General features: G+C 72.8%; 20 protein-coding genes. 8 read left to right on the forward strand and 12 right to left on the reverse strand.

The genetic code is table 11. The annotated features are described in order from the left end of the window. Positions 1–87: 87 nt before the first annotated feature. The 4 genes from AB0N31_RS11385 to AB0N31_RS11400 form a co-directional block, all read right to left on the reverse strand. Positions 88–1,131 carry a 3-isopropylmalate dehydrogenase gene (locus AB0N31_RS11385; RefSeq protein ID WP_366058121.1) on the reverse strand — a complete coding sequence of 348 codons (1,044 nt, stop codon included), beginning with the start codon at positions 1,129–1,131 and terminating at the stop codon, positions 88–90. A gap of 215 nt (positions 1,132–1,346) precedes the next feature. Continuing rightward, entirely contained in the window at positions 1,347–1,478 is a 132-nt protein-coding gene (locus AB0N31_RS11390; protein ID WP_107085114.1) for a hypothetical protein, read from the reverse strand. 755 nt (positions 1,479–2,233) lie between these two features. Next, positions 2,234–3,865: an L-glutamate gamma-semialdehyde dehydrogenase gene (gene pruA / locus AB0N31_RS11395; protein ID WP_366058122.1), complete on the reverse strand. Its 1,632-nt coding sequence runs from the start codon at positions 3,863–3,865 to the stop codon at positions 2,234–2,236. A 195-nt stretch (positions 3,866–4,060) separates the two neighbouring features. Beyond that, positions 4,061–4,987: a proline dehydrogenase family protein gene (locus AB0N31_RS11400; protein ID WP_366058123.1), complete on the reverse strand. Its 927-nt coding sequence runs from the start codon at positions 4,985–4,987 to the stop codon at positions 4,061–4,063. Positions 4,988–5,151: 164 nt separating this feature from the next. On the opposite strand from AB0N31_RS11400, the gene AB0N31_RS11405 reads away from it, so the two are divergent. The 5 genes from AB0N31_RS11405 (at position 5,152) to AB0N31_RS11425 (ending at position 11,357) form a co-directional block, all read left to right on the forward strand. Beyond that, positions 5,152–6,339 (forward strand): helix-turn-helix domain-containing protein, encoded by a 1,188-nt coding sequence (locus tag AB0N31_RS11405; protein ID WP_366058124.1) that lies wholly within the window; start codon positions 5,152–5,154, stop codon positions 6,337–6,339. Between the two features lie 114 nt (positions 6,340–6,453). Then, on the forward strand, positions 6,454–7,953 hold the full coding sequence (locus AB0N31_RS11410; protein WP_366058125.1) for an ABC transporter substrate-binding protein: 1,500 nt from the start codon (positions 6,454–6,456) through the stop codon (positions 7,951–7,953). Further along, positions 7,950–9,677, forward strand: coding sequence for an ABC transporter permease subunit (locus tag AB0N31_RS11415; protein WP_366058126.1), 1,728 nt, complete (start codon positions 7,950–7,952; stop codon positions 9,675–9,677). Before AB0N31_RS11410 ends, AB0N31_RS11415 begins: the two co-directional genes overlap by 4 nt. After that, positions 9,667–10,674, forward strand: coding sequence for an ABC transporter ATP-binding protein (locus AB0N31_RS11420; RefSeq protein ID WP_366058127.1), 1,008 nt, complete (start codon positions 9,667–9,669; stop codon positions 10,672–10,674). Before AB0N31_RS11415 ends, AB0N31_RS11420 begins: the two co-directional genes overlap by 11 nt. Further along, positions 10,671–11,357 carry a dipeptide/oligopeptide/nickel ABC transporter ATP-binding protein gene (locus AB0N31_RS11425; RefSeq protein ID WP_366058129.1) on the forward strand — a complete coding sequence of 229 codons (687 nt, stop codon included), beginning with the start codon at positions 10,671–10,673 and terminating at the stop codon, positions 11,355–11,357. The genes AB0N31_RS11420 and AB0N31_RS11425 overlap by 4 nt, the downstream gene beginning before the upstream one ends. Here AB0N31_RS11425 and AB0N31_RS11430 read toward each other — a convergent pair. Beyond that, a complete protein-coding gene (locus AB0N31_RS11430; protein ID WP_366058130.1) occupies positions 11,335–11,916 on the reverse strand; it encodes a TetR/AcrR family transcriptional regulator in 582 nt (193 codons plus the stop codon). The genes AB0N31_RS11425 and AB0N31_RS11430 overlap by 23 nt on opposite strands. A 98-nt stretch (positions 11,917–12,014) precedes the next feature. Here AB0N31_RS11430 and AB0N31_RS11435 point away from each other — a divergent pair, with 98 nt between their 5' ends. After that, a complete protein-coding gene (locus AB0N31_RS11435; protein ID WP_366058131.1) occupies positions 12,015–13,562 on the forward strand; it encodes an MFS transporter in 1,548 nt (515 codons plus the stop codon). Positions 13,563–13,630: 68 nt separating this feature from the next. Here the strand turns inward: AB0N31_RS11435 and serA are convergent, their stop codons facing one another. The 6 genes from serA to AB0N31_RS11465 form a co-directional block, all read right to left on the reverse strand. Then, positions 13,631–15,220: a phosphoglycerate dehydrogenase gene (gene serA, locus AB0N31_RS11440; protein WP_363091867.1), complete on the reverse strand. Its 1,590-nt coding sequence runs from the start codon at positions 15,218–15,220 to the stop codon at positions 13,631–13,633. 299 nt (positions 15,221–15,519) lie between these two features. Next, entirely contained in the window at positions 15,520–16,518 is a 999-nt protein-coding gene (ilvC, locus tag AB0N31_RS11445) for a ketol-acid reductoisomerase (protein WP_366058132.1), read from the reverse strand. Positions 16,519–16,634: 116 nt separating this feature from the next. Further along, positions 16,635–17,162 carry an acetolactate synthase small subunit gene (gene ilvN, locus AB0N31_RS11450; protein ID WP_356562102.1) on the reverse strand — a complete coding sequence of 176 codons (528 nt, stop codon included), beginning with the start codon at positions 17,160–17,162 and terminating at the stop codon, positions 16,635–16,637. Positions 17,163–17,182: 20 nt separating this feature from the next. Then, positions 17,183–19,039, reverse strand: a complete 1,857-nt coding sequence (locus AB0N31_RS11455; RefSeq protein ID WP_366058133.1) for an acetolactate synthase large subunit — start codon at positions 19,037–19,039, stop codon at positions 17,183–17,185. 243 nt (positions 19,040–19,282) lie between these two features. Next, on the reverse strand, positions 19,283–22,342 hold the full coding sequence (locus AB0N31_RS11460) for an EAL domain-containing protein (protein WP_366058134.1): 3,060 nt from the start codon (positions 22,340–22,342) through the stop codon (positions 19,283–19,285). 416 nt (positions 22,343–22,758) lie between these two features. Next, the gene (locus tag AB0N31_RS11465; RefSeq protein WP_366058135.1) at positions 22,759–23,724 is read right to left on the reverse strand and encodes a 2-hydroxyacid dehydrogenase; all 966 of its coding nucleotides are present in this window, start codon (positions 23,722–23,724) and stop codon (positions 22,759–22,761) included. Positions 23,725–23,800: 76 nt separating this feature from the next. On the opposite strand from AB0N31_RS11465, the gene AB0N31_RS11470 reads away from it, so the two are divergent. Both AB0N31_RS11470 and AB0N31_RS11475 read left to right on the forward strand, forming a co-directional pair. Continuing rightward, positions 23,801–24,799, forward strand: coding sequence for an aldo/keto reductase (locus AB0N31_RS11470; RefSeq protein WP_366058136.1), 999 nt, complete (start codon positions 23,801–23,803; stop codon positions 24,797–24,799). Positions 24,800–24,964: 165 nt separating this feature from the next. After that, positions 24,965–26,119: a PQQ-dependent sugar dehydrogenase gene (locus AB0N31_RS11475; protein ID WP_366058137.1), complete on the forward strand. Its 1,155-nt coding sequence runs from the start codon at positions 24,965–24,967 to the stop codon at positions 26,117–26,119. A gap of 27 nt (positions 26,120–26,146) precedes the next feature. Here AB0N31_RS11475 and AB0N31_RS11480 read toward each other — a convergent pair whose 3' ends face one another. Continuing rightward, positions 26,147–26,353: a DUF6191 domain-containing protein gene (locus AB0N31_RS11480; protein ID WP_366058138.1), complete on the reverse strand. Its 207-nt coding sequence runs from the start codon at positions 26,351–26,353 to the stop codon at positions 26,147–26,149. Positions 26,354–26,359 lie beyond the last annotated feature (6 nt).

A 26,359-nucleotide genomic window follows, 5' to 3' on the forward strand; every position in this document is an offset into this window, starting at 1 on the left:
ATGGTGGCACCCGGCGGGGGACATGCGAAAGCCGCCGGGTGCGGATGCGACCCGGCGGCTTCGAATGGTTTCGAGGTGGCGCGGGCGTCAGCCGGCTACTCGTACGGCGAGCGCGTCGCCGATCTCGGTGGTGCTGCGGGCCGGCCTGCCGGTGCGTTCCGCCAGGTCGGCGGAGACGGCGGCCTCGATGCGGGCGGCCTCGGACTCGTGGCCGAGGTGGCGCAGCAGGAGGGCGACGGACAGGACCGTGGCGGTGGGGTCGGCCTTGCCCTGACCCGCGATGTCCGGGGCCGAGCCGTGCACGGGCTCGAACATGGACGGGAAGTCGCCGGCGGGGTTGATGTTGCCGCTCGCGGCGACGCCGATGCCGCCGGAGACGGCCGCGGCGAGGTCGGTGATGATGTCGCCGAAGAGGTTGTCGGTGACGATCACGTCGAAGCGGGCGGGGTCCGTGACCAGGTAGATCGTCGCGGCGTCCACGTGGATGTAGTCCGTGGTGACCTCGGGGAACTCCGCGGCGACCTGGTGGAAGATGTTCGTCCACAGGTGGCCCGCGAAGGTCAGCACGTTGTTCTTGTGGACCAGCGTGAGCTTCTTGCGGGGGCGGGCCTGGGCGCGGGCGAAGGCGTCACGCACCACGCGCTCGACACCGAAGGCCGTGTTCACGGAGACCTCGGTGGCGACCTCGTGCTCGGTGCCCTTGCGGATGGTGCCGCCGTTGCCGGTGTAGGGGCCCTCGGTGCCTTCGCGGACGACCACGAAGTCGATCTCGGGCTCACCCTTGAGAGGGGTCTCCACACCGGGCAGCAGCTTGCTCGGCCGCAGGTTGACGTGGTGGTCGAAGGCGAAGCGGAGCTTGAGCAGGAAACCGCGCTCCAGGACGCCGGACGGCACCGACGGGTCGCCGATCGCGCCGAGCAGGATCGCGTCGTGCTTCTTCAGCGCGTCGAGGTCGGCGTCGGTGAGGGTCTCACCGGTGGCGTGGTAGCGCCGGGCGCCGAAGTCGAATTCCTTGGTCTCCAGCTTCACATCCTGCGGAAGGACGGCGGAGAGGACCTTGAGACCCTCGGCCACGACCTCCTGGCCGATGCCGTCACCGGGGATCACTGCGAGATTGATGCTGCGAGACATGTGAGCACCCTACTCGGCGTCCCATGGAATGACACGGAGCGTCCGCGATGCGGACAGGGACGGGTGACGGGTGCGGGCTGCGGCGCGGGGCCCGAAGTCCCGTTCGGGGTCCCGCGCCGCAGCCCGTGCGGGTGCGGCTCCCGGACTTCCGGGCGGCCCGACCTGCGGCCGGTCGACGACCGGCGCCTCGGCGGCCACCGGCGGGTGAGGGCCGGTCAGTGGCCGGTCTCGCCGCCGTTGTCACGGCGGTCGAGGGCGCGCTGGAGGGCCGCGGCGGCGTTCTTGCGGTCGGACTCGCTCGTGCGGGAGGTGTGGCGGACCCGGCGGCGGACGGTCGTCTCGGCCATGGGAAATCGACTCCTTCGAGAACCAGGGAGTGCGGAAAAGGGGTACGAGACGCCGGGTCGGGCGGGGAGCGGGGCCGCAGGGGTTGCCTGCGCGGGGCCCGGCCCTCGACCGCCATTCGCTTGATCGAGCGAGACGTTCGGCTCCTACAAAGCTAAGGGAGCTGCGCGCGACTGTCTCCACAATTACTCGGACTTCCTACTATCTGAGACGGCGCGGCGGGTCCCCCGGCGCTGAGCTGCGGTTCTCCGGGGGGTGTCGCCGGGGCGGCCCGGGGCGCGGCCCTGCGCACGGGGCCCGCGGACCGGTCGGCGGACGGGCCCGTTCACGGCGCGCCGAGCACTGCCTTGCGGAAGCCCTCCGCGTCCTCGGCCCACGGCGGGTGCCCGGCCGTCGGCAGCCGTCACCCGGCGCACCCTCGGCAGCGCCCGGTCCAAGGAGTCCACGGCCGAGCGCGGGCGGATGTCCCGCGCCCCGTCCACGATCAGCACGGGTACGCCGAGGGACTCGCAGGCGGTGTGCGGCGCGGGCGTGCCCCGGAGGCGCTTGCGCTCCTCGTCGAACATGTCCCACGGGCCGGGCCCGCCGTGGCGCAGGACCAGCGGCTCGCCCGCGCCCGCGCGGTGCGGTCCGGAGCCGTACCCCGTCGTCGGCGGTCACCCTCTCCTCGGTCCACGTCATACGGCCGGTCTGCCCGCCCGGACATGCCGACGGGCCAGGTCGGGGAAGACCTGGCCCGTGCGGGGTGCCGGGGGCGTCAGCCCATGTGCGGGTACGTGTAGTCGGTCGGCGGGACCAGCGTCTCCTTGATGGCGCGGGTCAGGGTCCAGCGCATCAGGTTCTGCGGAGCGCCGGCCTTGTCGTCGGTGCCGGAGGCGCGGCCGCCGCCGAAGGGCTGCTGGCCGACGACGGCGCCGGTCGACTTGTCGTTGATGTAGAAGTTGCCGGCCGCGTAGCGCAGCTTCTCCATCGTGTGGGCCGCCGCGGCACGGTCGTTCGCGATGACCGACCCGGTGAGGGCGTAGTCGGACACCGACTCCATCTGGGTGAGCATCTCGTCGTACCGGTCGTCCTCGTAGACGTGGACGGCGAGGAACGGGCCGAAGTACTCGGTCGTGAAGACCTCGTTCTCCGGGTCGGTGCACTCGACGACGGTCGGGCGCACGAAGTAGCCGACCGAGTCGTCGTAGCTGCCGCCCGCGACGATCGTGCAGGCCGGGTCGGCCTCGGCGCGGTCGATCGCGGCCTTGTTCTTGGCGAAGGCCCGCTCGTCGATGACCGCGCCCATGAAGTGCGACAGGTCGGTCACGTCACCCATGGTGAGGGAGTCGACCTCGGCGGCGAACTCCTCCTTGAAGCCCGAGTTCCACAGGGACGCCGGGATGTAGGCGCGCGAGGTCGCGGAGCACTTCTGGCCCTGGTACTCGAAGGCACCGCGGGTGAGGGCGGTCCTCAGCACGGCCGGGTCGGCGCTCGGGTGGGCGACGACGAAGTCCTTGCCGCCGGTCTCACCGACCAGGCGCGGGTAGGAGCGGTACTTCTCGATGTTGGCGCCGACCGTCTTCCACAGGTACTGGAAGGTCTTCGTCGAGCCGGTGAAGTGGATGCCGGCCAGGTCCCGGTGGTCCAGGGCGACCTCGGACACCGCGATGCCGTCGCCGGTGACGAGGTTGATGACGCCCTTGGGCAGCCCGGCCTCCTCCAGGAGCCGCATCAGCAGCACCGCGGCGTGGGTCTGCGTCGGGGACGGCTTCCAGATCACCACGTTGCCCATCAGCGCGGGCGCGGTGGGCAGGTTGCCCGCGATCGCCGTGAAGTTGAACGGCGTGATCGCGTAGACGAAGCCCTCGAGCGGACGGTGGTCCAGCCGGTTCCACACGCCCGGGGAGTTCGCCGGGGGCTGCTCGGCGAGGATCTGGCGGGCGTAGGCGACGTTGAAGCGCCAGAAGTCGACCAGTTCGCAGGGGGTGTCGATCTCGGCCTGCTGAGCGGTCTTCGACTGGCCGAGCATGGTGGAGGCCGCGAGGGTCTCGCGCCAGGGGCCGGCCAGCAGTTCGGCGGCGCGCAGGATGATCGCTGCGCGGTCGTCGAAGGACATCGCGCGCCAGGCGGGCGCGGCGGCGAGGGCCGCGTCGATGGCGTCCTGGGCGTCCTGCCGGGTGGCGTTGGCGTAGGTGCCCAGACGCGCCTTGTGGTTGTGCGGCTGCACGACGTCGAAGCGCTCGCCGCCGCCCATCCGCTTCTCGCCGCCGATGGTCATCGGCAGGTCGATCGGATTGTCGGCCAGCTCCTTGAGCCTGGCCTCGAGCCGGGCACGCTCGGGCGAGCCGGGGGCGTAGCCGTGCACCGGCTCGTTGACGGGGGTGGGGACCTGGGTCACAGCGTCCATGAGATCCGTAACTCCTTGTACGTGAGCGGGTGGTGCGGGGAGGCGGGCGGGAGGGGGCCGCCTCAGCCCTTGCTGACCATCGAGCGCAGGAAGAACCGCAGGTTCGCCGGCTTCTCCGCGAGACGACGCATGCCGTGTCTTCCCGGGGGACAACCCCCGGGCCCCCGGCCGAAGCCGCGGCACAGCCTCGTCGCGTCAGCCATGACTGATCATGCTCCGCAGGAAGAACCGCAGGTTCGCCGGCTTCTCCGCGAGACGACGCATGAAGTAGCCGTACCAGTCGGTGCCGTAGGCGGTGTAGACGCGCATGCGGTGGCCCTCCGCGGCCAGGCGCAGGTGCTCCTCGCCGCGGATGCCGTAGAGCATCTGGAACTCGTACTCGTCGAGCTTGCGCCCGGCCTTGCGCGCGAGTTCCTGGCCGATGGAGATCAGGCGGGGGTCGTGCGAGCCGATCATCGGGTAGCCCGCGCCGTCCATCAGGGTCTTCAGGATGCGGACGTACGCCTTGTCGATCTCGTGCTTGTTCTGGTACGCGACCTCGGCGGGCTCCTTGTAGGCGCCCTTCACGAGCCGGACGCGGCTGCCGCTCTCCGCGAGGCGGCGGGCGTCGGCCTCGGTGCGGAAGAGGTAGGCCTGGATGACGCAGCCGGTCTGCGGGAAGTCCTTCCGCAGCTCCTCGTGGATGGCGAACATCGAGTCGAGGGTGGTGTGGTCCTCGGCGTCCAGGGTGACGGTCGTGCCGATGGCGGCGGCGGCCTCGACGACCGGGCGGACGTTGGCGAGGGCCAGGTCGTGGCCGTCTTCCAGCGCCTGGCCGAACATGGACAGCTTGACGGACATCTCGACCTTCTCGCCGAGGCCGAGGTCCTTGAGGCGGTCCACCAGTTCCAGGTAGGCGTCGCGGGCGGCGGCGGCCTGTCCGGGGGTGGTGATGTCCTCGCCGACGACGTCCATCGTCAGTTCCAGGCCCTTGGCGGTCAGCTCCTCGACGATCGGGACGATGTCGTCCACCGTCTCACCGGGGATGAAGCGGTCCACGACCTGCTTCGTCACCGGGGCCGCCGAGATCAGGCGTCGCATCCGGTCGCTGCGCGACGCGGCGAGAATCACGGGACCCAGCACGGGGCACCTCCACATACCAACCCATACGAGGCCGCTTCCCGACGATTCGGGAACGGCACGGAGAACCACCGTGAAACCTAAGGATCCCTCCGATCGTCGGCCATCGACAGCTGTCACGCATCCGTGCCGCGGATCTCAGACAGATGTATGAAGCGATCGCGGGGATGCGGGAGAATGACCGGGTGACGGCGGATTTCAAGGGCGAGTACCAGGAGCTGGTCGACGAGATCTCGGAGCTGCTCGGCGCCCCGGCGACCCTGGAGAACCGCGACTTCGAACTGATCGCCTTCGGCGCCTACGACAGCGAGGACGAGCTGGACGCGGCCGCCCTGGACCCGGTGCGCACCCGTTCGATCCTCACCCGGCGGTCCACCCCGGCGGTCCGGTCCTGGTTCGAGGGTTTCGGCATCACCCGCGCCACGGCCCCGGTCCGCATCCCGCCGACCCCGGAGGCCGGCGTCCACCGGGGCCGCGTCTGCCTCCCGGTGCGCCACCGGGGGGTGGTCCTCGGCTACGTCTGGCTGCTGGACGGCGACCCGGGGCCCTCGGACGACCAGCTGGCGGGCGCGATGGAGGTGACGGGACGGATCGGCGCGCTGCTGGCCGACGAGGCCCAGCACGGCGCCGACCTCACCCGCGAGCTGCGGGCGGTCCTGGCCGCGGACCGGGGCTGGCAGCGGGACATGGCGGTGGCGGAGCTGCGCACCGCGCTCGGCGCCCGCGCGGACGGCCCGCACGCGGTGGTGTGCGTGGCGCCCTGGCCCTCGGCCGACCCCGACGACGCGCCGTCCCTGCGCACGCTGCCCGGCGCGGAGGCCCTGTGCACGGTGCCGTGGGGGGTGAGCGGCCAGTGCCTGGCGGTGCTGGTCCGGCTGCGCTCGGCGGAGGCCCCGGCCCCGGCGACCACGGTGGCGGGGCGGCTGCTGGAGCGGGCCGGCGGGGCGGCCGCCGCCGGGGTCGCGGCGGGGCGGGCGGGCCTCGCGGAGCTGGGGGCGGCCTGGCGGGAGGCGTCGGCGGCGGCCCGGGCGGCGCTGGCGGAGCCGCGTCTCGGGCCGACCGCCGCGTGGGCGTCGATCGGGCCCTACCGGCTGCTGACCTCGCTGCCGCCCGGCTCCGCCCACGACCCCGCCGTACGGGCCCTGTCGACCCCGGCCCATCGTGAACTGGCCCGCACCGCCGAGGTGTACCTGGACTGCGCGGGGCAGGCGGGGCGCACGGCGGCCGAGTTGGGGATCCACCGGCAGACGTTGTACTACCGGCTGTCGCGGGTGGAGCAGCTGACGGGACTGGACCTGGACGACGGCGAGGACCGGCTGCTGCTGCACATGGCCCTCAAGGCGCAGCGGCTCTGAGTCCACCGCCCGTCCGGGGTCGCGCGGCCACGCCGGGAGCATTATTGAAAACGATTGTCATCGTGCTACGGTCGGCGCACCCTTGAACATTTGACGACCTCTCCGGAGTGTTCCGTGCGCCTGCCCGCCCGCCGTCTGCTCCCCGTACCGGCCCTCGCGGTCGCCTCCACGCTGCTCGGCGGCTGTTTCGCCGGGGACGGGGCCACGACCGCGACCGGCGGTGCGGACGGCAGGCGGGTGCGGCTCGCGATGATGCAGCCGCCGCGCTCGGGCCTGTCCCCGCTGTCCGACGACGCGTTCAAGCTCTCGCGCTGGTCGACCGCCGAGACCCTGGTGAAGCTGGACTCGGCCGGTGACGCCCGCCCCGCGCTCGCCACCTCCTGGCGGCAGGACGGCCGGACCTGGAGCTTCGAGATACGCACCGGCGTCACCTTCCACGACGGCACGAAGCTGGACGCCGAGGCCGTCGTGCGCTCGCTCACCCGGGCCGCCGGCGCCTCCCCCAAGCCCCGCATCCTGGACGGCGTCGAACTGACCGCGCGGGCCGCCGACGCCGACACCGTCACCGTCACGACCGCCGCCGCCGACCCGCTGGTCCCGCAGCGGCTCAGCTCGCCGCAACTGGCGGTCCTCGCCGCGAAGGCGTACGCGGGCAGGACGGTGAACCCGGTCGGCGCCGGCACCGGCCCGTTCGAGCTGACCGCGGTGAACGGCACCTCGTCCGCCACCCTCGACCGCTACGACGCCTACTGGGGCGGCCGGGCCAAGGCGCCCGGCATCGACGTACGGTTCGTGCCCGACGGCACCGCACGCGCCGCCGCCCTGCGCAGCGGGGAGGCCGACATCGTCGAGGCGGTCCCCGTCTCCCAGGCCGCGCTGCTGGACGAGGACCTCGTCACCGAGGTGCCCATGCCGCGCACCAACACCCTGTACCTCAACACCCGCAAGGGCCCCTTCGCGGACTCCTCGCTGCGTGCCGCCGCCCGTGCGGCGATCGACGCCGAGTCGATCGTGAAGGGCGTCTACGAGGGCCGCGCCGACGTCGCCGAGGGGCTGCTCGGCCCGGCCCTGCCCTGGGCGGCAGAACTGCGCACGCCGGTCACCCGCGCGAAGCCCGGCGACCCGGCCGGCCGGACCGTCACCCTCGGCACCTTCACCGACCGCGCCGAACTCCCCGAGGTCGCCGCCGCCCTGCAACAGCAGCTCCAGAAGGCCGGGTTCACGGTGAGGCTGGACGTGCGCGAGTACGCCAACATCGAATCCGACGCGCTGGCGGGCGAGTTCGACGCCTTCGTCCTGTCTCGCGCGACCGTGCTGGACTCCGGCGATCCGGCCGCCTACCTCTACAGCGACTTCGCCTCCGACGGCTCCTTCAACATCGCCCAGCTCGACGACCCCTCGGTGGACGCCCGGTTGGGGAAGGCGGGCGAGACGCCCACCGGCGACGCCCGCCGCCGGGCCGTCGTCGCCGCCGAGGCCGCCGTCCTCGCGACCGACGCCGCCGTGCCGATGCTGCACGAGCGGGTGATCCAGGGCGACGCGGCCGACGTCGTCGGCGCCGCCCACGACCCGCGCGAGCGGGAGCTGGTCACGGCCGCCACCCACGTCAGGTGAAACCCCCCGCCGCCGGGCTGACCCGGTCCCTGTCCCTCCTCGCGGTCCTCGCCGCCGTCGGCCTGCTGCCCTGGCTCTCCGGCCGCGACCCCGCCCTGTCCGTGCTGCGGGCCCGCTCCGCCGAGCAGGAGCCCACCCGGGAGGCCCTGGACGCCGTACGCCGCGACCTCGGCCTGGACGGGGGGCCGCTGTCCCTGCTGGGCGGCTGGGCGGCCGGCCTGGTCCGCGGCGACCTCGGGACCTCCTGGGTGTCGGGCGCCGACGTGGGACCCTCCGTGCTGGCCGGGCTCCAGGTGTCGCTGGCCCTGATGGGCGCGGCGCTCGGGGTGGCCGTACTGCTCGGCGTCACGCTCGTCGCGCCGGTGCCGGTGCGCGGGCGGGCGTCGGCCGGCGCGGGCGCCGCCATGCTGGCCGCCGTCCCGGAGTTCCTGCTGGCCACGGTCGGGCTGCTGGTGTGCGGAGTGTGGCTGGGATGGCTGCCGACGTCCGGCTGGGAGGGTCCCTCGTCCATGGTGCTGCCCGCCGTCGCGCTCGGCGTCCCGGCGGGCGGCCTGCTGGGCCGCCTGGTCGCGGACGCGCTGCCGGCCGTCCTGGAGGAACGGTGGGTCGAGCTGTGGCGGGGCGCCGGAGTGAGCCGCGCGCGGATCTCGGCCGCCGCCGTGCGCCGGGTACTGCCGCCGCTCGTCCCGCAGTTCGGGATGGCCGCCGTCGGCCTGACCGGTGGCGCGGTGGCGGTGGAGACGGTGTTCGCGGTCCCCGGCATCGGCCGTACGGCGCTGGGGGCGGCCAAGTCGCAGGACCTGCCGCTGCTCCAGGGCACGGTCCTGGCCCTGCTGCTCCTCGGCCTGGTCGCCGGCGCGCTGTCGACGCTGGTACGGCGGCGGCTCCTCGGGCCCGCCCTGCGGGACGCCTCGCTGGCGCTGCCGCCGCCCCTGCCGGCCCGCGTCCGTCCGGCGGTCCCGCTGTCCCTGGCGGCGTTGCTCACCACGGTCGTCGGGTGGGGCCTGCTGCGCGACCCGTACGCGGTGGACACGGCGGTCCGGCTGGCCCCGCCGTCCTGGGCGCACCCGCTCGGCACCGACGGACTCGGCCGTGACGTCCTGGCCCGCCTCGGCCACGGCGCGGCGTCGACGGCCGGTACGGCGGTGGCGGTCTGCCTGCTCGGCCTGCTCCTCTCCCTCACGCTGGGCTTCCTGCCCGGCGTCGCGGCCGGGGCGGCGGACATCGCCAACGCGCTGCCCCCGGTGATCGTCGGCATCCTGGTCGCGGCCGTCTCGGGCCCCGGCGCCGGCGGGGCGGCCCTCGCGGTCGCCCTGATCTCCTGGCCGCCGCTGGCCGCACACGCGGCGGCACTGGTCCAGGAGGTTCGGGCGTCGGGGTTCCTCACCGCCCAGCGGGCCATCGGCGCGCCCCCGTCGTGGATCCTCACCCGGCACGTCCTGCCCGCCGTCGCCGCGCCCGTGGCCCGGCACGCCCTGCTCCGCCTGCCCGGGATCGCCCTGGCCCTGGCCTCCCTGGGCTTCCTCGGCCTCGGCGCCCAGCCCCCGGCCCCCGAGTGGGGCCTGCTCCTGGACGAGTCCCGCGCCTATGTGGAACGCGCTCCGTGGGCCGCCCTGTCCCCGGCGATCGCCCTGGCCCTGCTGGCGGGGCTGGCGGTCTCGGGGGCGGCGTACGCCCAGGGCGTCACCCGGACCACCGGAAGGAGAAGAGACCTTGAGGCCTGATCCGACGACCGGGCGGCCGGGGCCGCCCACCACCCTGCTCTCGGTCCGCGACCTGCGGATCTCCTTCGGCGGCACCGAGGCCGTGCGCGGGCTCTCCTTCGACGTCCGTCCCCGCGAGGTCCTGGCGCTGGTGGGCGAGTCGGGTGCGGGAAAGTCCCTCACCGCGCGGGCCCTGCTCGGGATGCTCCCGCGCGGCGCGGCGATGGCCGGTGAGATCCGGCTGGACGGTTCCACGGACCTCGCCGCCGCCCGGGGCCGCCGGATCGCGCTCGTGCCGCAGGACGCCCTGTCCGCGCTCTCCCCCGTGCACTCCGTGGGTGACCAACTCGCCTCCGCCATAAGGTCGTTGTACCGGGTCTCCCGCTCCGAGGCCCGTGCCCGCGCCGTCGCCGCGCTGGACCGGGTGGGCATCCCGGACGCCGTCCGCCGGGCACGGGCGTATCCGCACGAGTATTCGGGCGGGATGCGCCAGCGGGCGGTGATCGCGATGGCGACGGTGGGCGCACCCGATCTCCTGGTCGCCGACGAGCCGACCACCGCCCTGGACGCCGAGCGCCGCGCACAGGTGCTGCGGGTGCTCGCCGAACAGCGGGAGGCGGCCGGCGCCGCGCTGCTCCTGGTCACCCACGACCTGGACGTCGTGCGCGAGCACGCGGACCGGGTCCTGGTGATGTACGCGGGCCGGACGAGCGAACTCGGTCCGGCGAAGGCCGTGTGGGACCGCCCGCGCGCCCCCTACACCGCGGGACTCCTCGCCTCGCTCCCCCAGGACGGCCCCCGGCGCCGTCGGCTGCCCGCCCTCCCCGGCACGCCTCCGGCGCCGGGCGCCCTGCCGCCCGGCTGTGCGTTCGCACCGCGCTGCCCGCTGGTGGCGGACCGCTGCCGCACCGAGGAACCCGAGCCGCGCGACGTGGAGGGACGGCTCGTCGCCTGCCACCGGACGGACGAGGTCCCCGCCGACCCCGTCACGTTGTTCCAGGAGGGACGACCGGCATGACCCATATGCTCGACGTGCGCGGCCTCGTGGTCCGCTACGGCGCCGTCACGGCCGTGGACGGCGTCTCCTTCACCCTGGAGGCGGGCGAGACCCTCGCCCTCGACGGCCCGTCCGGCTGCGGCAAGTCGACCACGGCCCTCGCCGTCCTCCAGCTGCGCCGCCCGGACGAGGGCGAGGTGCGCTTCGAGGGAAAGGAGCTGACGGCGCTCACCGCACGCGAACTGCGTCCCCTGCGCCCCCGCATGCAGCCGGTCTTCCAGGACCCCTACGGCTCCCTCGATCCCCGCCACCGCATCCGCGACGCGGTGGCGGAACCCCTGAAGGTCCAGGGCCGCTGGACCGCCGACGACGGCCCCGCCCGCGTGGCCGCGCTCCTCGACCGCGTCGGCCTGGACCCGGCGTACGGCCGGCGCCGCCCCCACGAGCTCTCCGGCGGGCAGTGCCAACGCGCCGGCATCGCCCGCGCGCTGGCCTCCGAGCCCCGGCTGCTGGTCCTGGACGAGCCGGTGTCCGCCCTGGACCCGTCGGTCCGCGCCGGGGTCCTGAACCTCCTGGCCGACCTCCGGGACGACCTCGGCCTCGGCTACCTCTTCATCTGCCACGACCGGGCCGTGGTCCGGCACTTCGCGGACCGGGTGGTGCGGATGCGCGACGGCCGGGTCAGCCCTTCGCCGCCGTCATGATCCGGCGCAGCCCCTCGGCGAGCTGGTCCGCCTCGGGCGCGCTCTTCGGGTCGAAGGTCCACTGCGCGATGAGGCCGGTCATCAGGGTCACGTAGAACAGGCCGACGGTGTCCGCGGTCTCGTCGGACACGTCCTCCTCGCGGCCGCCCATGAGCAGCGGGACGAGGCCCCGTCCGGCCTCCCGCTGGGCCCGCGCCAGATGGTCGCGCACCTCGGGCAGCTGGTCACCCATGACGATGATCTCCACGCTGAGCCGCCACAGCGAACCGGGCTCGCGCATGGTGTCGATGATGTTCGCCCACACGGAGCGGAAGCGTTCCAGCGAGCCGGGCTCCCCGGCCGGTCCCGCCCCGTCGCCTCCCGCGAAGGCGTCGCCCATCCCCTCGACCAGCGCCACGTAGGCCTGCGCCAGGAGCGCGTCCTTCGAACCGTAGTGGTAGCCGATCGAGGCCAGGTTGGTCCCCGACTCCTTGACGATGTCCCGCGCGGTGGTGCGCGCGAACCCCTTCTCCAGCAGGCAGCGCTTGGCGCCCTCGAGCAGATCCTCACGGTGTCCCATGCGGGGCAGCCTACTCCGCCGTCCATACAAGCGTCCTAGACGATTGATTAATACAAGCGTTCTAGACACTTGTTTAATACGTCCGTACAGTCACCGGCATGACGAACTCGACGAGCACCTCCCCGGGCGTCCGCGCCGGGCGCCGCGAATGGACCGCCCTCGGTGTGCTGATGCTTCCGCTGCTCCTGGTCTCGATGGACGTCTCCGTCCTCTACTTCGCCGTCCCGGCGATCAGCGCCGAACTGGAGCCGACCGGCACCCAGCAGCTGTGGATCTTCGACATCTACGCGTTCGTCCTGGCGGGCCTGCTCATGACGATGGGCTCGCTCGGCGACCGCATCGGCCACCGTCGGCTGCTGCTGATCGGAGCCGCGGCCTTCGGGACCGCCTCACTGGTGGCGGCGTACGCGAACAGCGCCGGGACCCTGATCGCGGCCCGCGCGGTCCTCGGCCTCGGAGGCGCGACCCTGATGCCGTCGACGACGGCCATGCTCCGCACGATGTTCACCGACCCGGGCCAGCGCGCGAAGGCGATCGGTCTGTGGTCCGGCGTGATGACGGCCGGGATCGCGCTCGGTTCGGTGATGAGCGGGGTGCTCGTCGAGCACTTCTGGTGGGGCTCGGTCTTCCTGGTCAATCTGCCCGCCATGGCGCTGCTGCTGGTCCTCGGCCCGCTCCTGCTCCCCGAGTCCGGGAACCCCCGCTCCGGCCGCTTCGACCTGCCGAGCGTCCCGCTGTCCATGGCCGCCGTGCTGCCCGTGGTCTACGGCCTGAAGGAGATCCCCTCCGAGGGCTGGAACGTCCGCTACGTCGTCTCGATCACCGTCGGCCTGCTCTTCGCGGCCCTCTTCGTCCACCGCCAGCGCACCTGCGCGGCACCGATGATCTCCCCGGACCTGTTCCGCGGCCGGGGCTTCGCCCCCTCGGTCGCCCTGAACCTCGTCTCGGCGTTCGGCATCATGGGCTCGGCGTACTTCACCACGCAGTACCTGCAGTCCGTGCTCGACAAGAGCGCCCTGGAGGCGGCCCTGTGGGCACTGCTGCCCTCCCTGCCGATCGGCGCGGCGGCACCGGTCGCGACCCGACTGGTACACAGGGGCGTCGACCGCGCCCACGTCGTGACCGCGGGCTTCGTGATCGCCGCGGCCGGCTTCGGTCTGCTGGCCCTCGCCGGTACGGACGCGATGTGGCTGGTGCTGGCCTCCTGCGCGGTGCTCGCGGTCGGGAGCGTGGTGGTGATGTCCCAGATCATGGACCTCGCGATGGGCACCGCCCCGGTGGAACGGGCCGGCGCCGCGTCCTCCCTGATGGAGACCGGCTCGGAGTTCGGCGGCGCGCTCGGCATGGCGGTCCTCGGCTCCGTCGGTACCGCGATCTACCGCCACGAGATCCCGGCCGCGGCCCCCGGACCGGCGCGCGAGACCCTGGGCGGCGCGCTGGCGGTGGCCGACCGGATGCCGGGCCTCGCCACGGCCGCCCGGGAGGCGTTCACCAGCGGGATGCAGGGGGCGGCGGTCACGGGGGCCGTGCTGCTGGCGGGTGCCGCGGTGCTGGCGGCGGTCACGCTGCGACGGGCCGAGGTGCGCGGGCGGACATGCGAAACCCCGGACCGGTCGAGCGCGCTCGGCCGGTCCGGGGAAGCCTGAGGACGAGGGCCCGGTCCGGGGCCGGTGCAGGGGTCCGGGGGCAACCGCCCCGGACCCCTGCGCACACGTCAGACCAGATTCACCGCACGCGCGGACGTCGCGCCGATCTCCGCGGCGACCTCGCCCAGCACACCGGCGGGCACCGCGTCGTCCACGGTGAGAACGGCCAGCGCCTCGCCGCCGACGGCCGCGCGGGCGACCTGCATGCCGGCGATGTTGATGCCCGCCTCGCCGAGGATGCGCCCGACGGTGCCGACGACACCCGGACGGTCCTCGTAGCGCAGCACCGCCATGTGGTCGGCGAGCGCGAGGTCCACGTCGTACTCACCGACCGCGACGATCTTCTGCAGGTGCTTGGGGCCGGCCAGCGTGCCGGACACCGACACCTCCTCGCCGTTGCCGAGCGTGCCGCGCACGGTGACGACGTTGCGGTGGTCGGCCGACTCCGAGCTGGTCGTCAGCCGCACCTCGACGCCGCGCTCCTGGGCGAACAGCGGGGCGTTGACGTACGACACGGTCTCGTCGACGACGTCCTCGAAGACGCCCTTGAGGGCGGACAGCTCCAGCACCTTCACGTCGTGCTGGGTGATCTCGCCGTAGACCTCGACGTCCAGGCGGACGGCGACCTCACCGGCGAGGGCGGTGAAGATGCGGCCGAGGCGCTCGGCGAGGGGCAGGCCCGGCTTGACGTCCTCGGCGATGACGCCGCCCTGGACGTTCACCGCGTCCGGGACCAGCTCGCCGGCGAGGGCGAGACGCACCGAGCGGGCGACGGCGATGCCGGCCTTCTCCTGGGCCTCGTCGGTGGAGGCGCCGAGGTGCGGGGTGGCGACGACCTGGTCGAACTCGAACAGCGGGGAGTCCGTGCAGGGCTCCTTCGCGTACACGTCGAGGCCGGCGCCGGCGACCCGGCCCTCCTTCAGCGCCGAGTACAGCGCCTCCTCGTCGACGATGCCGCCACGGGCCGCGTTGACGATGCGCACGCTCGGCTTGACCTTGCGCAGCGCCTCGTCGCCGATCAGGCCGACCGTCTCGGGGGTCTTGGGCAGGTGGACGGTGATGAAGTCGGAGACCTCGAGCAGCTCGTCCAGCGACAGGACCTTGACGCCCATCTGCGCGGCGCGCGCGGGCTGCACGTAGGGGTCGTAGGCGACGACCTTCATGCCGAAGCCGGACATGCGCTGGGCGACGAGCGCGCCGATGCGGCCGAGGCCCACGACGCCGAGCGTCTTCTCGGCCAGCTCCACGCCGGTGTACTTGCTCCGCTTCCACTCGCCGTTCTTCAGCGCGGCGTTGGCCTGCGGAATGTGGCGGGCGGTGGCGAGCAGGAGGCCGCAGGCCAGCTCGGCGGCGGTCACGATGTTGGAGGTGGGGGCGTTGACGACCATCACGCCGGCCTTGGTGGCGGCGGAGACGTCCACGTTGTCCAGGCCGACGCCGGCTCGCGCGACGACCCTCAGCTTGCCGGCCGCGGCGATCGCCTCGGCGTCCACCTTGGTGGCGGAGCGGATCAGGATCGCGTCGACGTCGGCGATGGCCGGGAGCAGTTCGGCTCGGTCCGCTCCGTTGCAGTGCCGGATCTCGAAGTCCGGGCCGAGCGCGTCCACGGTCGCGGGCGACAGCTCTTCAGCGATGAGTACGACAGGTTTCGAGCTCACGTGAGTCCTCACAAGTCATGGAGGCACCTCCCATGCCCTCCAGGCTATGGGGGCGCGTGCGGACGGCCGTCCCGACGGCCGCAGGCGGAGGAGGGGCTAGCCGCGTGGAAGACGCACGACGCTGTGGGCCTGACGCGTATTAGTGCAGCAGTGTAGTGCCGCGACGAGGAGCGTCTTGCGCCTCTGCGGAAGGATCACCCGTCCGTGGCTGGACTGGTTGGACAACACCATGGCACACGGCATTACCCGGGGTCAGCCGAAGGGGCCGGAGCGGTCCGCTCCGGCCCCCGGCGTGAGGCTTACGCCTCCTCGTCGACCCAGCTCATCAGCTTGCGGAGCTGCTTGCCGGTGGTCTCCAGCAGGTGCTCGGAGTCGGCCGTCTTGTACTCGTCGTACTTCTTCAGACCGCCGTGGTACTCGTCCATCCACTGCTGGGCGAAGGTGCCGTCCTGGATCTCGGCGAGGACCTGCTTCATCTCGGCCTTGGTGGCGTCGGTGATGATGCGCGGACCGGTGACGTAGTCGCCCCACTCGGCGGTCTCGGAGACCGACCAGCGCATCTTCTCCAGGCCGCCCTCGTACATGAGGTCCACGATCAGCTTCAGCTCGTGCAGGCACTCGAAGTAGGCGATCTCCGGCTGGTAGCCCGCCTCGACCAGGGTCTCGAAGCCGGCCTTGACCAGCGCCGAGGTGCCGCCGCACAGCACGGCCTGCTCACCGAACAGGTCGGTCTCGGTCTCCTCGGTGAAGGTGGTCTTGATGACACCGGCGCGGGTGCCGCCGATCGCCTTGGCGTACGACAGGGCCAGCGCGAAGGCGCCGCCGGTCGCGTCCTGCTCGACGGCCGCGATCGCGGGGACGCCGCGGCCCTCCTCGTACTGGCGGCGCACCAGGTGACCCGGGCCCTTCGGCGCGACCAGGGCGACGTCCACGCCGGCCGGGGCCTTGATGAAGCCGAAGCGCACGTTGAAGCCGTGCGCGAAGAACAGCGCGTCGCCGTCCTTCAGGTTCGGGGCGATGGACTCCTCGTAGACCCGGGCCTGGATCGGGTCCGGGATCAGGATCATGATGAGGTCGGCCTCGGCGGCGGCCTCCGCCGGGCTCACCACCCGCAGGCCCTGCTCCTCGGCCTTGGCCTTGGACTTGGAGCCCTCGTGCAGACCGACCCGCACGTCCACACCGGAGTCGCGCAGCGACAGGGCGTGGGCGTGGCCCTGGCTGCCGTAACCGATGACCGCGACCTTGCGGCCCTGGATGATGGACAGGTCGGCGTCGGCGTCGTAGAACAGCTCGGCCACTTTGGGTTCTCTCCTTGGTGTGCGGGTGTTGCGTCCCACCGTATGACGGCGGGGGGAAGGGAAGTTTCGGGGTCTCGGTATACGGGCGGCCGGTGTCGGCCGCCCGTATACCGTCGTTACGCCGACCGGTCGAGTGCGCGCAGGGAGCGGTCGGTGATCGAACGGGAGCCGCGACCGATCGCGATCGTGCCGGACTGGACCAGCTCCTTGATGCCGTACGGTTCCAGCATCTTGAGCATGGCGGAGAGCTTGTCGCTGCCGCCGGTGGCCTCGATGGTCACGGCCTCCGGGGAGACGTCCACGGTCTTGGCGCGGAACAGCTGGACGATCTCGACGATCTGCGAGCGCGTCTCGTTGTCGGCGCGCACCTTCACCAGAACGAGTTCGCGCTGAACGGCGGATCCGGGTTCCAGCTCGACGATCTTCAGCACGTTGACGAGCTTGTTGAGCTGCTTGGTGACCTGTTCGAGCGGCAGTTCCTCGATCACGTTCACCACGATGGTGATGCGCGAGATCTCGGGGTGCTCGGTGACGCCGACCGCGAGCGAGTCGATGTTGAAGCCGCGGCGGGAGAACAGGGCGGCGATCCGGGCGAGGATGCCGGGCGTGTTCTCCACCAGGACGGAGAGCGTGTGCTTGGACATGTCTCTTGGGTCTTCCTCGCTCAGTCGTCTTCGTTGTCGCCGAAGTCGGGGCGGACGTCCCGTGCGGCCATGATCTCGTCGTTGGAGGTGCCGGCGGCGACCATCGGCCACACCATCGCGTCCTCGTGGACGATGAAGTCCACCACGACCGGGCGGTCGTTGACGGAGTTCGCCTCCTCGATGACCTTGTCCAGGTCGTCCAGGGACTCGCAGCGGATCGCGTAGCAGCCCATGGCCTCCGACAGCTTCACGAAGTCGGGGACGCGGGTGCCGGCGTTCGGCGCCGCGGCGCCGTCCGCGTCCGGGCCGCTGTGCAGCACGGTGTTGGAGTAGCGCTGGTTGTAGAAGAGGGTCTGCCACTGGCGGACCATCCCGAGGGCGCCGTTGTTGATGATGGCGACCTTGATCGGGATGTTGTTCAGGGCGCAGGTGGTCAGTTCCTGATTGGTCATCTGGAAGCAGCCGTCGCCGTCGATCGCCCAGACGGTCTTCGAGGGGACGCCCGCCTTGGCGCCCATCGCGGCCGGGACCGCGTAGCCCATCGTCCCGGCGCCGCCGGAGTTCAGCCAAGTGGCGGGCTTGTCGTACTTGATGAAGTGCGCGGCCCACATCTGGTGCTGGCCGACGCCCGCCGCGAACACCGTGCCCTCGGGCGCGAGCTGCCCGATGCGCTCGATGACCTGCTGGGGGGAGAGCGAGCCGTCCGCGGGCTGGTCGTAGCCCAGCGGGTAGGTCTCGCGCCAGCGGCTCAGGTCCTTCCACCAGGCGCTGTAGTCGCCCGGACCGGTCTCGGTGTGCTCCTTCTGCACGGCCTGGATCAGGTCGGCGAGGACCTCGCGGGCGTCGCCCACGATCGGCACGTCGGCGGCGCGGTTCTTGCCGATCTCGGCCGGGTCGATGTCCGCGTGCACGATCTTGGCGTACGGCGCGAAGCTGTCGAGCCTGCCGGTGACGCGGTCGTCGAAGCGGGCCCCGAGGGCGACGATCAGGTCGGCCTTCTGCAGTCCGGTGACGGCCGCCACCGAGCCGTGCATGCCGGGCATGCCCAGGTGCTGCGGGTGGGTGTCGGGGAACGCGCCCAGCGCCATCAGCGTGGTGGTGACGGGCGCGCCGGTCAGCTCGGCGAGGACCTTCAGCTCGGCGGTGGCGCCGGCCTTGAGGACACCGCCGCCGACGTAGAGGACCGGCCGCTTGGCGGCGGTGATCAGCTTGGCGGCCTCGCGGATCTGCTTGGCGTGCGGCTTGGTCACCGGGCGGTAGCCGGGCAGGTCCATGATGGGCGGCCAGGAGAAGGTGGTCTTCGCCTGGAGGGCGTCCTTGGCGATGTCGACCAGGACCGGGCCGGGGCGGCCGGTGGAGGCGATGTGGAAAGCCTGCGCGATGATCCGCGGGATGTCCTCGGCCTTGGTGACGAGGAAGTTGTGCTTGGTGATCGGCATGGTGATGCCGACGATGTCCGCCTCCTGGAAGGCGTCCGTGCCGATCGCCTTGGACGCGACCTGGCCGGTGATCGCGACCAGCGGCACCGAGTCCATGTGCGCGTCGGCGATCGGGGTGACCAGGTTGGTGGCGCCGGGGCCGGAGGTCGCCATGCAGACGCCGACCTTGCCGGTGGCCTGCGCGTAGCCGGTGGCGGCGTGGCCCGCGCCCTGCTCGTGACGGACCAGGACGTGACGGACCCTGGTCGAGTCCATCAACGGGTCGTAGGCGGGAAGGATCGCGCCGCCGGGAATGCCGAATACCGTGTCGGCGCCGACCTCCTCGAGAGAACGGATGAGGGACTGCGCACCCGTCACGTGCTCGACGGACGCGGAGTGCTGTCCTCCGGATCGGGGCCGCGGCTGCGGGTGATGGGCCCCGGTGGCCTGCTCGGTCATCGGCATTCTCTTCTCGATGCTGAGGGTTTTTGCGAGGTTCGTGCGGTGTCGGACTGCTGGACGGCAGGTGCTGGTGCAACAAAAAACCCCTCGTGCCGAAAGGCAAGCGAGGGGAGCGCGCCGGTGTGGTCGCTGGGGATTCCGGATCGTCCTCCGGTGGGTCCCAGCTCAGCCGACGCGCTGTCCAAGTACGAGAATTCGGGTGCGCATGGCATTGACCCTCCCCCCGGCACGCACCGACTGTCAAGTGGGTGGGACGGGGGTCTCATCATGTGAACGGAGGGCCGTGCCGCCACCGCGGCCTCCGCCTCCCAGGACCGCCGGCACGCCCCCGGTGTACACCCCCGCGCCGCCCCCGGCGAACGCGGGCTCGGCGGGTCCGTGCGGCAGCGGACAGCTGCCCCGGCCGAGCGCCCTGCGCAGCCGGTACTCGTCGAGCGGCCCGGCGAACGCCATGCCCTGCCCGTGCGTGCAGCCCATCGCGCGCAGGGCGACGACCTGCTCCGGCAGGTCCACACCCTCGGCCACGGACTGGAGCCCCAGGTCGCCGGCGATCCGCAGCAGCCCACTGGTGATCTTGTGCAGGCGCGCGGACTCCACGACCCCCTCGACCAGAGCGCGGTCGAGTTTCAGTACGTCCACGGGGAGCCGGCGCAGGGCCGTTATGGCCACGCCGCCGCCGAAGCCGTCCAGCGCGATCCGGACGCCGAGGCGCCTGAGCGCGGCGAGCCGGCGCTCCAGCTCCTCCAGCGCCACCCCGGCATCGATGTCGGACAGCTCTATCACCAGCGAGCCGGACGGCAGCCCGTGCCGGGTGAGCAGCGCCTCGACGGACCGCGGCGGCAGCGAGCGGTCCAGCAGGCGCCGGGCGCCCACCTGGACCACCACCGGTACGTTCAGCCCGCTCGCGGTGCGGTCGGCGGCCTGCTCGACGGCCTGCTCCAGCACCCAGCGGCCCAGCTCGGCGGTCCGGTCGCCCTCGTCCGCCACCCGGAGGAACTCGGCGGGGGTGAACAGCACGCCCTGGGAGGACCGCCATCGGGGCTGCGCCGCGACCGACGAGATCCGGCCGTCCTCCAGCCGCACCACGGGCTGGTGCAGCAGCGCGAACTCGCCGTCGTGCAACGCGGCCCGCAACCGCGTCGCCAGCGCCGCCTTCCGTACGACGTCCTGCTGCATCTGCGGCTTGTACAGCTCGACCCGGCCCTTGCCGGCCGCCTTGGCCCGGTACATCGCGAGGTCGGCGTTGCGCAGCAGTTCGCCGGCGCCGAACCCCGCCTCGGCGAAGGCCACCCCGATGGAGGCGGCGACCCGCACCTCGTTGCCGTCGATCAGATAGGGCTGGGAGAGCGTGATGCGCAGCCGGTCGGCGAGTTCCAGTATGTGGCCCTCGTGGGCGCCGCGGTCGCGGGTGCCGTCGCCGACGATCAGAGCGGCGAACTCGTCACCGCCGAGCCGGGAGGCGGTGTCCCCCTGCCGGACGGCGTCCTGGAGCCTGCGGGCGGCCTGGACGAGGAGTTCGTCACCGGCCTGGTGGCCGATGGTGTCGTTGACGGCCTTGAAGCCGTCGAGGTCGATGAAGAGGACCGCGGTGTTGCGCAGGGCGGTGCCCCGGTCGGAACTGCGGCGGCCGGAGAGCGCCTGCTGCACGCGCCGGGTGAACAGGGCGCGGTTGGGCAGGTCGGTGAGCGGATCGTGCTCGGCGTTGTGCTGGAGCTGGGCCTGGAGGCGCACCCGCTCGGTCACGTCCCGGCTGTTGAAGATCAGGCCGCCGTAATGCCGCTTGACGGTGGACTCGACGTTCAGCCAGCCTCCCCCGCTCCCGGCTGCGCTCGAGCGGGAGGTGCCCCCGTCGCCGGAGCGGAAGCGGCACTCGATGCGGGTGGTGGGTTCCTCCTGGGGGTCGGCGGCCAGGAAGCGGCGCACCTCGTGCACCACGCACCCCAGGTCCTCCGGGTGGATGAGGTCGGCCAGCTCGGTGCCCACCAGGTCCTCGGCGGGGCGTCCGTAGACGCCGGCGGCGGCCGGGGAGACGTAGCGCAGCACACCGCTGGGGGCGGCGATCATGATGACGTCGCTGGAGCCCTGCACCAGGGAGCGGAAGTGGTTCTCCTTCTGGGCCAGTTCCTGGGTGAGGGTGATGTTGTCGAGCAGCATGATGCCCTGGCGCACCACGAGGGCCAGCACCACGGCGCCGCCGGTGAGGAGGACGACCCGGTCGACGCTGCGGCCGTTGAGGACGTTGTAGAGGATCCCCAGGGTGCAGACGGCGGCGGCGAGATAGGGCGTGAGGGCGGCGAGGGAGCCGGTGATGGGGCGGGTGCCCGGGAAGCGGCTCGGGTCGGCTCCCCGCGCGGGGGTCCGCACGGGCGGCCGGGCCTGCCGGCCGCCCGTGCGCTGTCCGGGCAGGTGCTCGTGCACCACACGCGTGTACCCCGCGGCGCTCGCCCGGCGGTGCCGGCCGGCGGCCCAGGGGGCGTAGGCGAGGAGCAGGGAGCCGGCGAACCAGCCGGCGTCGAGGAGCTGGCCCGAACGGTAGTTGTTGTGCATCAGCGGCGAGGTGAACAGGGCGTCGCACATCACGGTCAGCGCGAGGGCGCTGACGGCGGTGTTGACCGGCGTGCGGTTCACGGGCGAGCGCCGGAAGTGCAGCACCAGCACCATGCTGACCAGGGCGATGTCGAGCAGCGGATACGCCAGGGTGAGCGCCGCGTGCGCCACGCTGGGCCCGTCGAGTTCCGCGGCCTGGGCGAGCGCGAGGCTCCAGGAGAGGGTGAGCAGCGAGCCGGCGATCAGCCAGGCGTCGAGCGCGAGGCAGACCCAGCCGGCCTTGGTCACGGGCCGGGCGGCGAGCACCAGCAGGCCCACGATCGCGGGCGGCGCGAAGCACAGGAAGAACACGTCGGCGTAGCTGGGGCTGGGCACGGGACGCTCCAGGACGACCTCGTACCACCCCCAGACCAGATTGCCCAGGGCCGCCATCGCCGAGGAGAACGAGAACAGCAGCCAGGCCGGGCGCAGGCGGACGCGGCGGGTGCGCCCGTAGAGGAAGCAGGACACGGAGGCGGCGGTCGCGGCCGCGGACAGTCCGAAGTCGCCCATGATGAGCGCGACGCGGTCGGACCCCCAGCCGAACGCGGAGCCGACGGCGTATCCCGCGCAGATCAGGGCCAGCAGGAGTTGGTGGACCGTGTTCGATCCGGGGCCGCCGGGGGACGGCGGCTTGGCGGGCGGCGTTCCCTTCGGGGCCTGCGTCCGCAGCGCTCCGTCGAGGAGGGTCGTGGAGGTCGGCGGCGAACTCACCGGGGCCTCCCGGTCCGTACCGCTCCCGCGTCCCGCACGCCCCGGTGCGCCGGGTGCGCGTGAGTACGGTGGCCGCCGTGCCCGCGGCGGTGACGCCCGCCGTGCCGACTTCGGCGACCGGTGGGGCCATCGCTCGCGCGCCTGGCCGTGCAACAGGGTCGTCGGCGGCGACTCCGCCGCGTCGGGTCGTTCGTCCATAGGCCGTGCATCGCCCGTCGCCCCCCTCACAGTCTGAGATGTCCAACCCCGGCGCCGAACGGTGCGCGGCGCAGCCCCTGTCGGGACGATACACCAGGATCGTCACTCAGGGACATAGCTTCTCTACGCTCAGTGACGAGCAGCGACTATGCCCGTACGGAACGCGTCCGGGGGACTGCGGAGGGTGCCCGGAACGCGTCGCGCGCGTGCCGTGGTCCTCACGCCTCGTCGGCGGCGCCCGTCGTGAGGATCACGTTGCGCAGGGGCTCCCGGTTCACGAACCGGCCCAACTGGTCGGCCAGCAGCCGCTTGGCGCGCGGCAGGAAGGCGGAGGTGGGCCCGCCGACGTGCGGGCTGATCAGAACGCCGGGTGCCCGCCACAACGGGTGCCCCGGGGGCAGGGGTTCGGGGTCGGTGACGTCAAGGGCGGCGGTGAGGCGGCCGCTCTCCAGCTCGGTGAGCAGGGCCTCCGTGTCGACGACCGCGCCGCGGGCGACGTTGACGAGCAGCGCGCCGTCCTTCATCCGGGCGAGGAAGTCGGCGTCCACCAGGCCGCGCGTGGTCTCGGTCAGGGGCGTGGAGAGGATGACGACGTCCGCCTCGGGCAGCAGTGCGGGCAGTTCGGTGAGTGGGCGCACGGGGCCGCGCTCCGTAGCGCGCGCGGAGCGCGCGACGCGCGCCACCCGCGCGACCTCGAACGGCACGAGCCGGTCCTCGATCGCCGAGCCGATCGCGCCGTACCCGACGATGAGGACGTTCCGGTCGGCGAGCGCGGGGTGGAACTCGCCCTGCCAGTGGCCCTGTTCCTGGGCGCGCACGAACTTCGGGATGCCGCGCAGGGAGGCCAGCGTGAGGGTGAGCGCCAGTTCGGCGGTGCTCGCCTCGTGCACCCCGCGCGCGTTGCACAGCCGCACGCCGGGCGGGAGGTCGGCCAGGCGCGCGGTGACGTCGTCGACGCCGGCGGTGAGCGTCTGGACGACGCGGACCCGGCGCAGCTCCGCCAGCGGGCGCACCTTCACGTGCTGCCGCTTCATGTAGGGCACCACGTAGAAGACGCAGTCGGCGGGGTCGCCGGGGAACTCCTGCTCTCCGTCGGGGCCCCCGTCCCAGAAGAGGGGGTTGAGCCCCTCGGGGAGTCCTTCGATCTCGTCCGGCGGAATGGGCAGCCACACGTCAGCAGTCATGGTCAGGAGGCTATGTCAGGCACGCGCGCGTGCAGAGGTTAGGTTTGTGGGCCGGGCGAGGGAGGGTCACGAGCAGGTGGAGCGCAGGACGATCGGCGCGGCGGCGCTCGCGGTGGGGGCCGTCGGACTCGGGTGCATGCCGATGAGTTGGGGGTACAGCGGGTCGCGGCAGCGGGGCGACGAGTCGCTGCGGGCGTTGCACCGGGCGCTGGACCTGGGCGTCTCCCTGCTGGACACCGCCGACATGTACGGGCCGTTCACCAACGAGCTGTTGCTGGGAAGGGTGTTGAAGGAGCGGCGCGGGGACGCGTTCGTGTCGACGAAGGTGGGGCTGCTGGTCGGCGACCAGCACGTCGTGGCCAACGGCCGCCCCGGGTACGTGAGACGGGCGTGCGACGCGTCCCTGCGGCGGCTCCAGACGGACGTCATCGACCTCTACCAGTTGCACCGCGCCGATCCCGAGGTCCCGGTCGAGGAGACCTGGGGCGCGATGGCCGACCTGGTACGGGCGGGCAAGGTGCGGGCGTTGGGGCTGTGCGCGGTGGGCGCGCGCGGCGGGCGCCGTGCGGGCGGTCGGCTGTACGACGCGACGATCCGGCAGCTGCTGCGGGTGCAGCAGGTCTTCCCGGTGAGCGCGGTGGAGGCGGAGCTGTCGGTGTGGTCGCCGGAGGCGCTGGACGCGCTGCTGCCGTGGTGCGAGGCGCGCGGCATCGGCTTCCTCGCGGCCATGCCCCTGGGGAATGGTTTCCTCACCGGCACGCTGACCCCCGGCGAGGGCTTCGAACGCGATGACATGCGGGCCCGGCACCCCCGGTTCACCGCCGAGATGATGGCCGCGAACCAGCCGATCGTCGTCGGTCTGCGCCGGGTGGCGGCCCGGCACGGCGAGGACGTGACGGCCGCGCAGGTGGCGTTGGCCTGGGTGCTGGCGCAGGGCCGGCACGTGGTGCCGGTACCGGGGGCCAAGCAGGAGCGGTGGGTGGCGCAGAACGCGGGCTCGGCCCGGCTGCGGCTGACCGGGCGGGACCTGGCCGAAGTGGCGGCGCTGCCGGCGGCCCAGGGCTCGTGGGACTGAGTCCGTGAGCCGGCCGCGGGGCGGGCGGAGGCTCGCGGAAGCCGGGCTCACAGGAGTCGGGGCCGTCGCCGGGTCGGGTTCCGGAGATCGGGAACCCGTGGGGCGCGAGCGGTGTATGACAAGGAGAACCTGCCGCTGGACCGCCGTGTCGAAGGGACCAAGATCGTGCAACGTCGCGCAGTGACGGCCGTACTGGCCGCGAGTGTGCTCCTGCTGACGGCGGGCTGCTCCTCGGACGACGGAGGGGCCCCGGGGGCCGCCCCGAGCCTGTCGGCCAGCCCCACGGCCGCGGGCTCCCCACCGGCGGCCGAGGAGACCCCGCCCGCGAAGGGCACGGTCGAGGTGGTGCGTACCGTCGCCGAGGGGCTCGACACCCCCTGGGGCCTCGCGCCGCTCCCCGAGGGCGGCCTGCTGGTGGCCTCCCGTGACCGGGCGACGATCACCCTGGTCGACACGGACAGCGGCAGGAAGACCGAGCTGGGCGAGGTGCCGGGCGTCTCGGCGGCCGGTGAGGGCGGCCTGCTCGGCATCGCCCTCTCCCCGGACTACGCCTCGGACCACATGGTCTACGCCTACTTCACCTCGGCGTCCGACAACCGCGTCGTGCGCATGCTGTACGACGCCGACCGGCCCGCCGGCGACCAGCTGGGCGCGCCGGACACAGTCTTCCGGGGCATCCCCAAGGGCATGATCCACAACGGCGGGCGCATCGCCTTCGGCCCGGACCGGATGCTGTACGTGGGCACCGGCGAGAGCGGACAGCAGGGTCTGTCCCAGGACAGGGACTCCCTGGGCGGCAAGATCCTGCGGCTGACCCCGGAGGGCGAGCCGGCCACGGGCAATCCCTTCCCCGACTCCCCCGTGTACTCGTACGGCCACCGCAATGTGCAGGGCCTCGCCTGGGACGCCAGGCAGCGCCTGTTCGCGGCCGAGTTCGGCCAGAACACCTGGGACGAGCTGAACGCGATCGTGCCGGGCGGCAACTACGGCTGGCCGGAGGCCGAGGGCAGGTCCGGCGACGCGAAGTACCGCGATCCGGTGGCCCAGTGGAGCACCGACGACGCCTCGCCCAGTGGTGTCGCCTACGCCGAGGGCTCGATGTGGCTGGCGGGTCTGCGGGGGCAGCGCCTGTGGCGCGTCCCGCTGAAGGGCACGACGGCGTCGGCCGACCCGCAGGCGTTCCTGGAGGGCGACTACGGCAGGCTGCGGACCGTGGTGGCGGCGGGCGGCGACAAGCTGTGGGTGACGACCAGCAACACCGACGGCCGGGGCACGCCGAAGAAGGGCGACGACCGGATCCTGGAGCTGGAGGTGAGCTGAGGCGTGCGGGCGCCCGGGGCCTCGCTCTCAGCCGCGGGGCTCCTGCGGCGGGGCCGCGTCCGCCCCGTCCGCGGGATCGGGCGGTCGCACGACGGCCTTTCCGGACGCGAGGTCCGTCGGCCCGTGTCCGGGGCCGGCGTCGCCGACGTCCTCCCTGGTCGGCTCCAGCCGGTTCTGCTCGTCGCCGGTGTGCCCCCGGTCGGGTGCGAACAGTTCGTCGAGCACGGTGGACACGGCGCC

The sequence above is a fragment of the Streptomyces sp. NPDC051051 genome (genome assembly GCF_040682975.1).
Taxonomy (GTDB): Bacteria; Actinomycetota; Actinomycetes; order Streptomycetales; family Streptomycetaceae; genus Streptomyces.

Bases quoted from the DNA above. Each gene is read 5' to 3' on its own strand.
- AB0N31_RS11385 (WP_366058121.1), bottom strand. From the start codon at position 1,131: ATGTCTCGCAGCATCAATCTCGCAGTGATCCCCGGTGACGGCATCGGC.
- AB0N31_RS11390 (WP_107085114.1), bottom strand. From the start codon at position 1,478: ATGGCCGAGACGACCGTCCGCCGCCGGGTCCGCCACACCTCCCGCACG.
- pruA (WP_366058122.1), bottom strand. From the start codon at position 3,865: ATGGACGCTGTGACCCAGGTCCCCACCCCCGTCAACGAGCCGGTGCAC.
- AB0N31_RS11405 (WP_366058124.1), top strand. From the start codon at position 5,152: ATGCGGGAGAATGACCGGGTGACGGCGGATTTCAAGGGCGAGTACCAG.
- AB0N31_RS11425 (WP_366058129.1), top strand. From the start codon at position 10,671: ATGACCCATATGCTCGACGTGCGCGGCCTCGTGGTCCGCTACGGCGCC.
- AB0N31_RS11430 (WP_366058130.1), bottom strand. From the start codon at position 11,916: ATGGGACACCGTGAGGATCTGCTCGAGGGCGCCAAGCGCTGCCTGCTG.
- AB0N31_RS11435 (WP_366058131.1), top strand. From the start codon at position 12,015: ATGACGAACTCGACGAGCACCTCCCCGGGCGTCCGCGCCGGGCGCCGC.
- ilvN (WP_356562102.1), bottom strand. From the start codon at position 17,162: ATGTCCAAGCACACGCTCTCCGTCCTGGTGGAGAACACGCCCGGCATC.
- AB0N31_RS11455 (WP_366058133.1), bottom strand. From the start codon at position 19,039: ATGACCGAGCAGGCCACCGGGGCCCATCACCCGCAGCCGCGGCCCCGA.
- AB0N31_RS11465 (WP_366058135.1), bottom strand. From the start codon at position 23,724: ATGACTGCTGACGTGTGGCTGCCCATTCCGCCGGACGAGATCGAAGGA.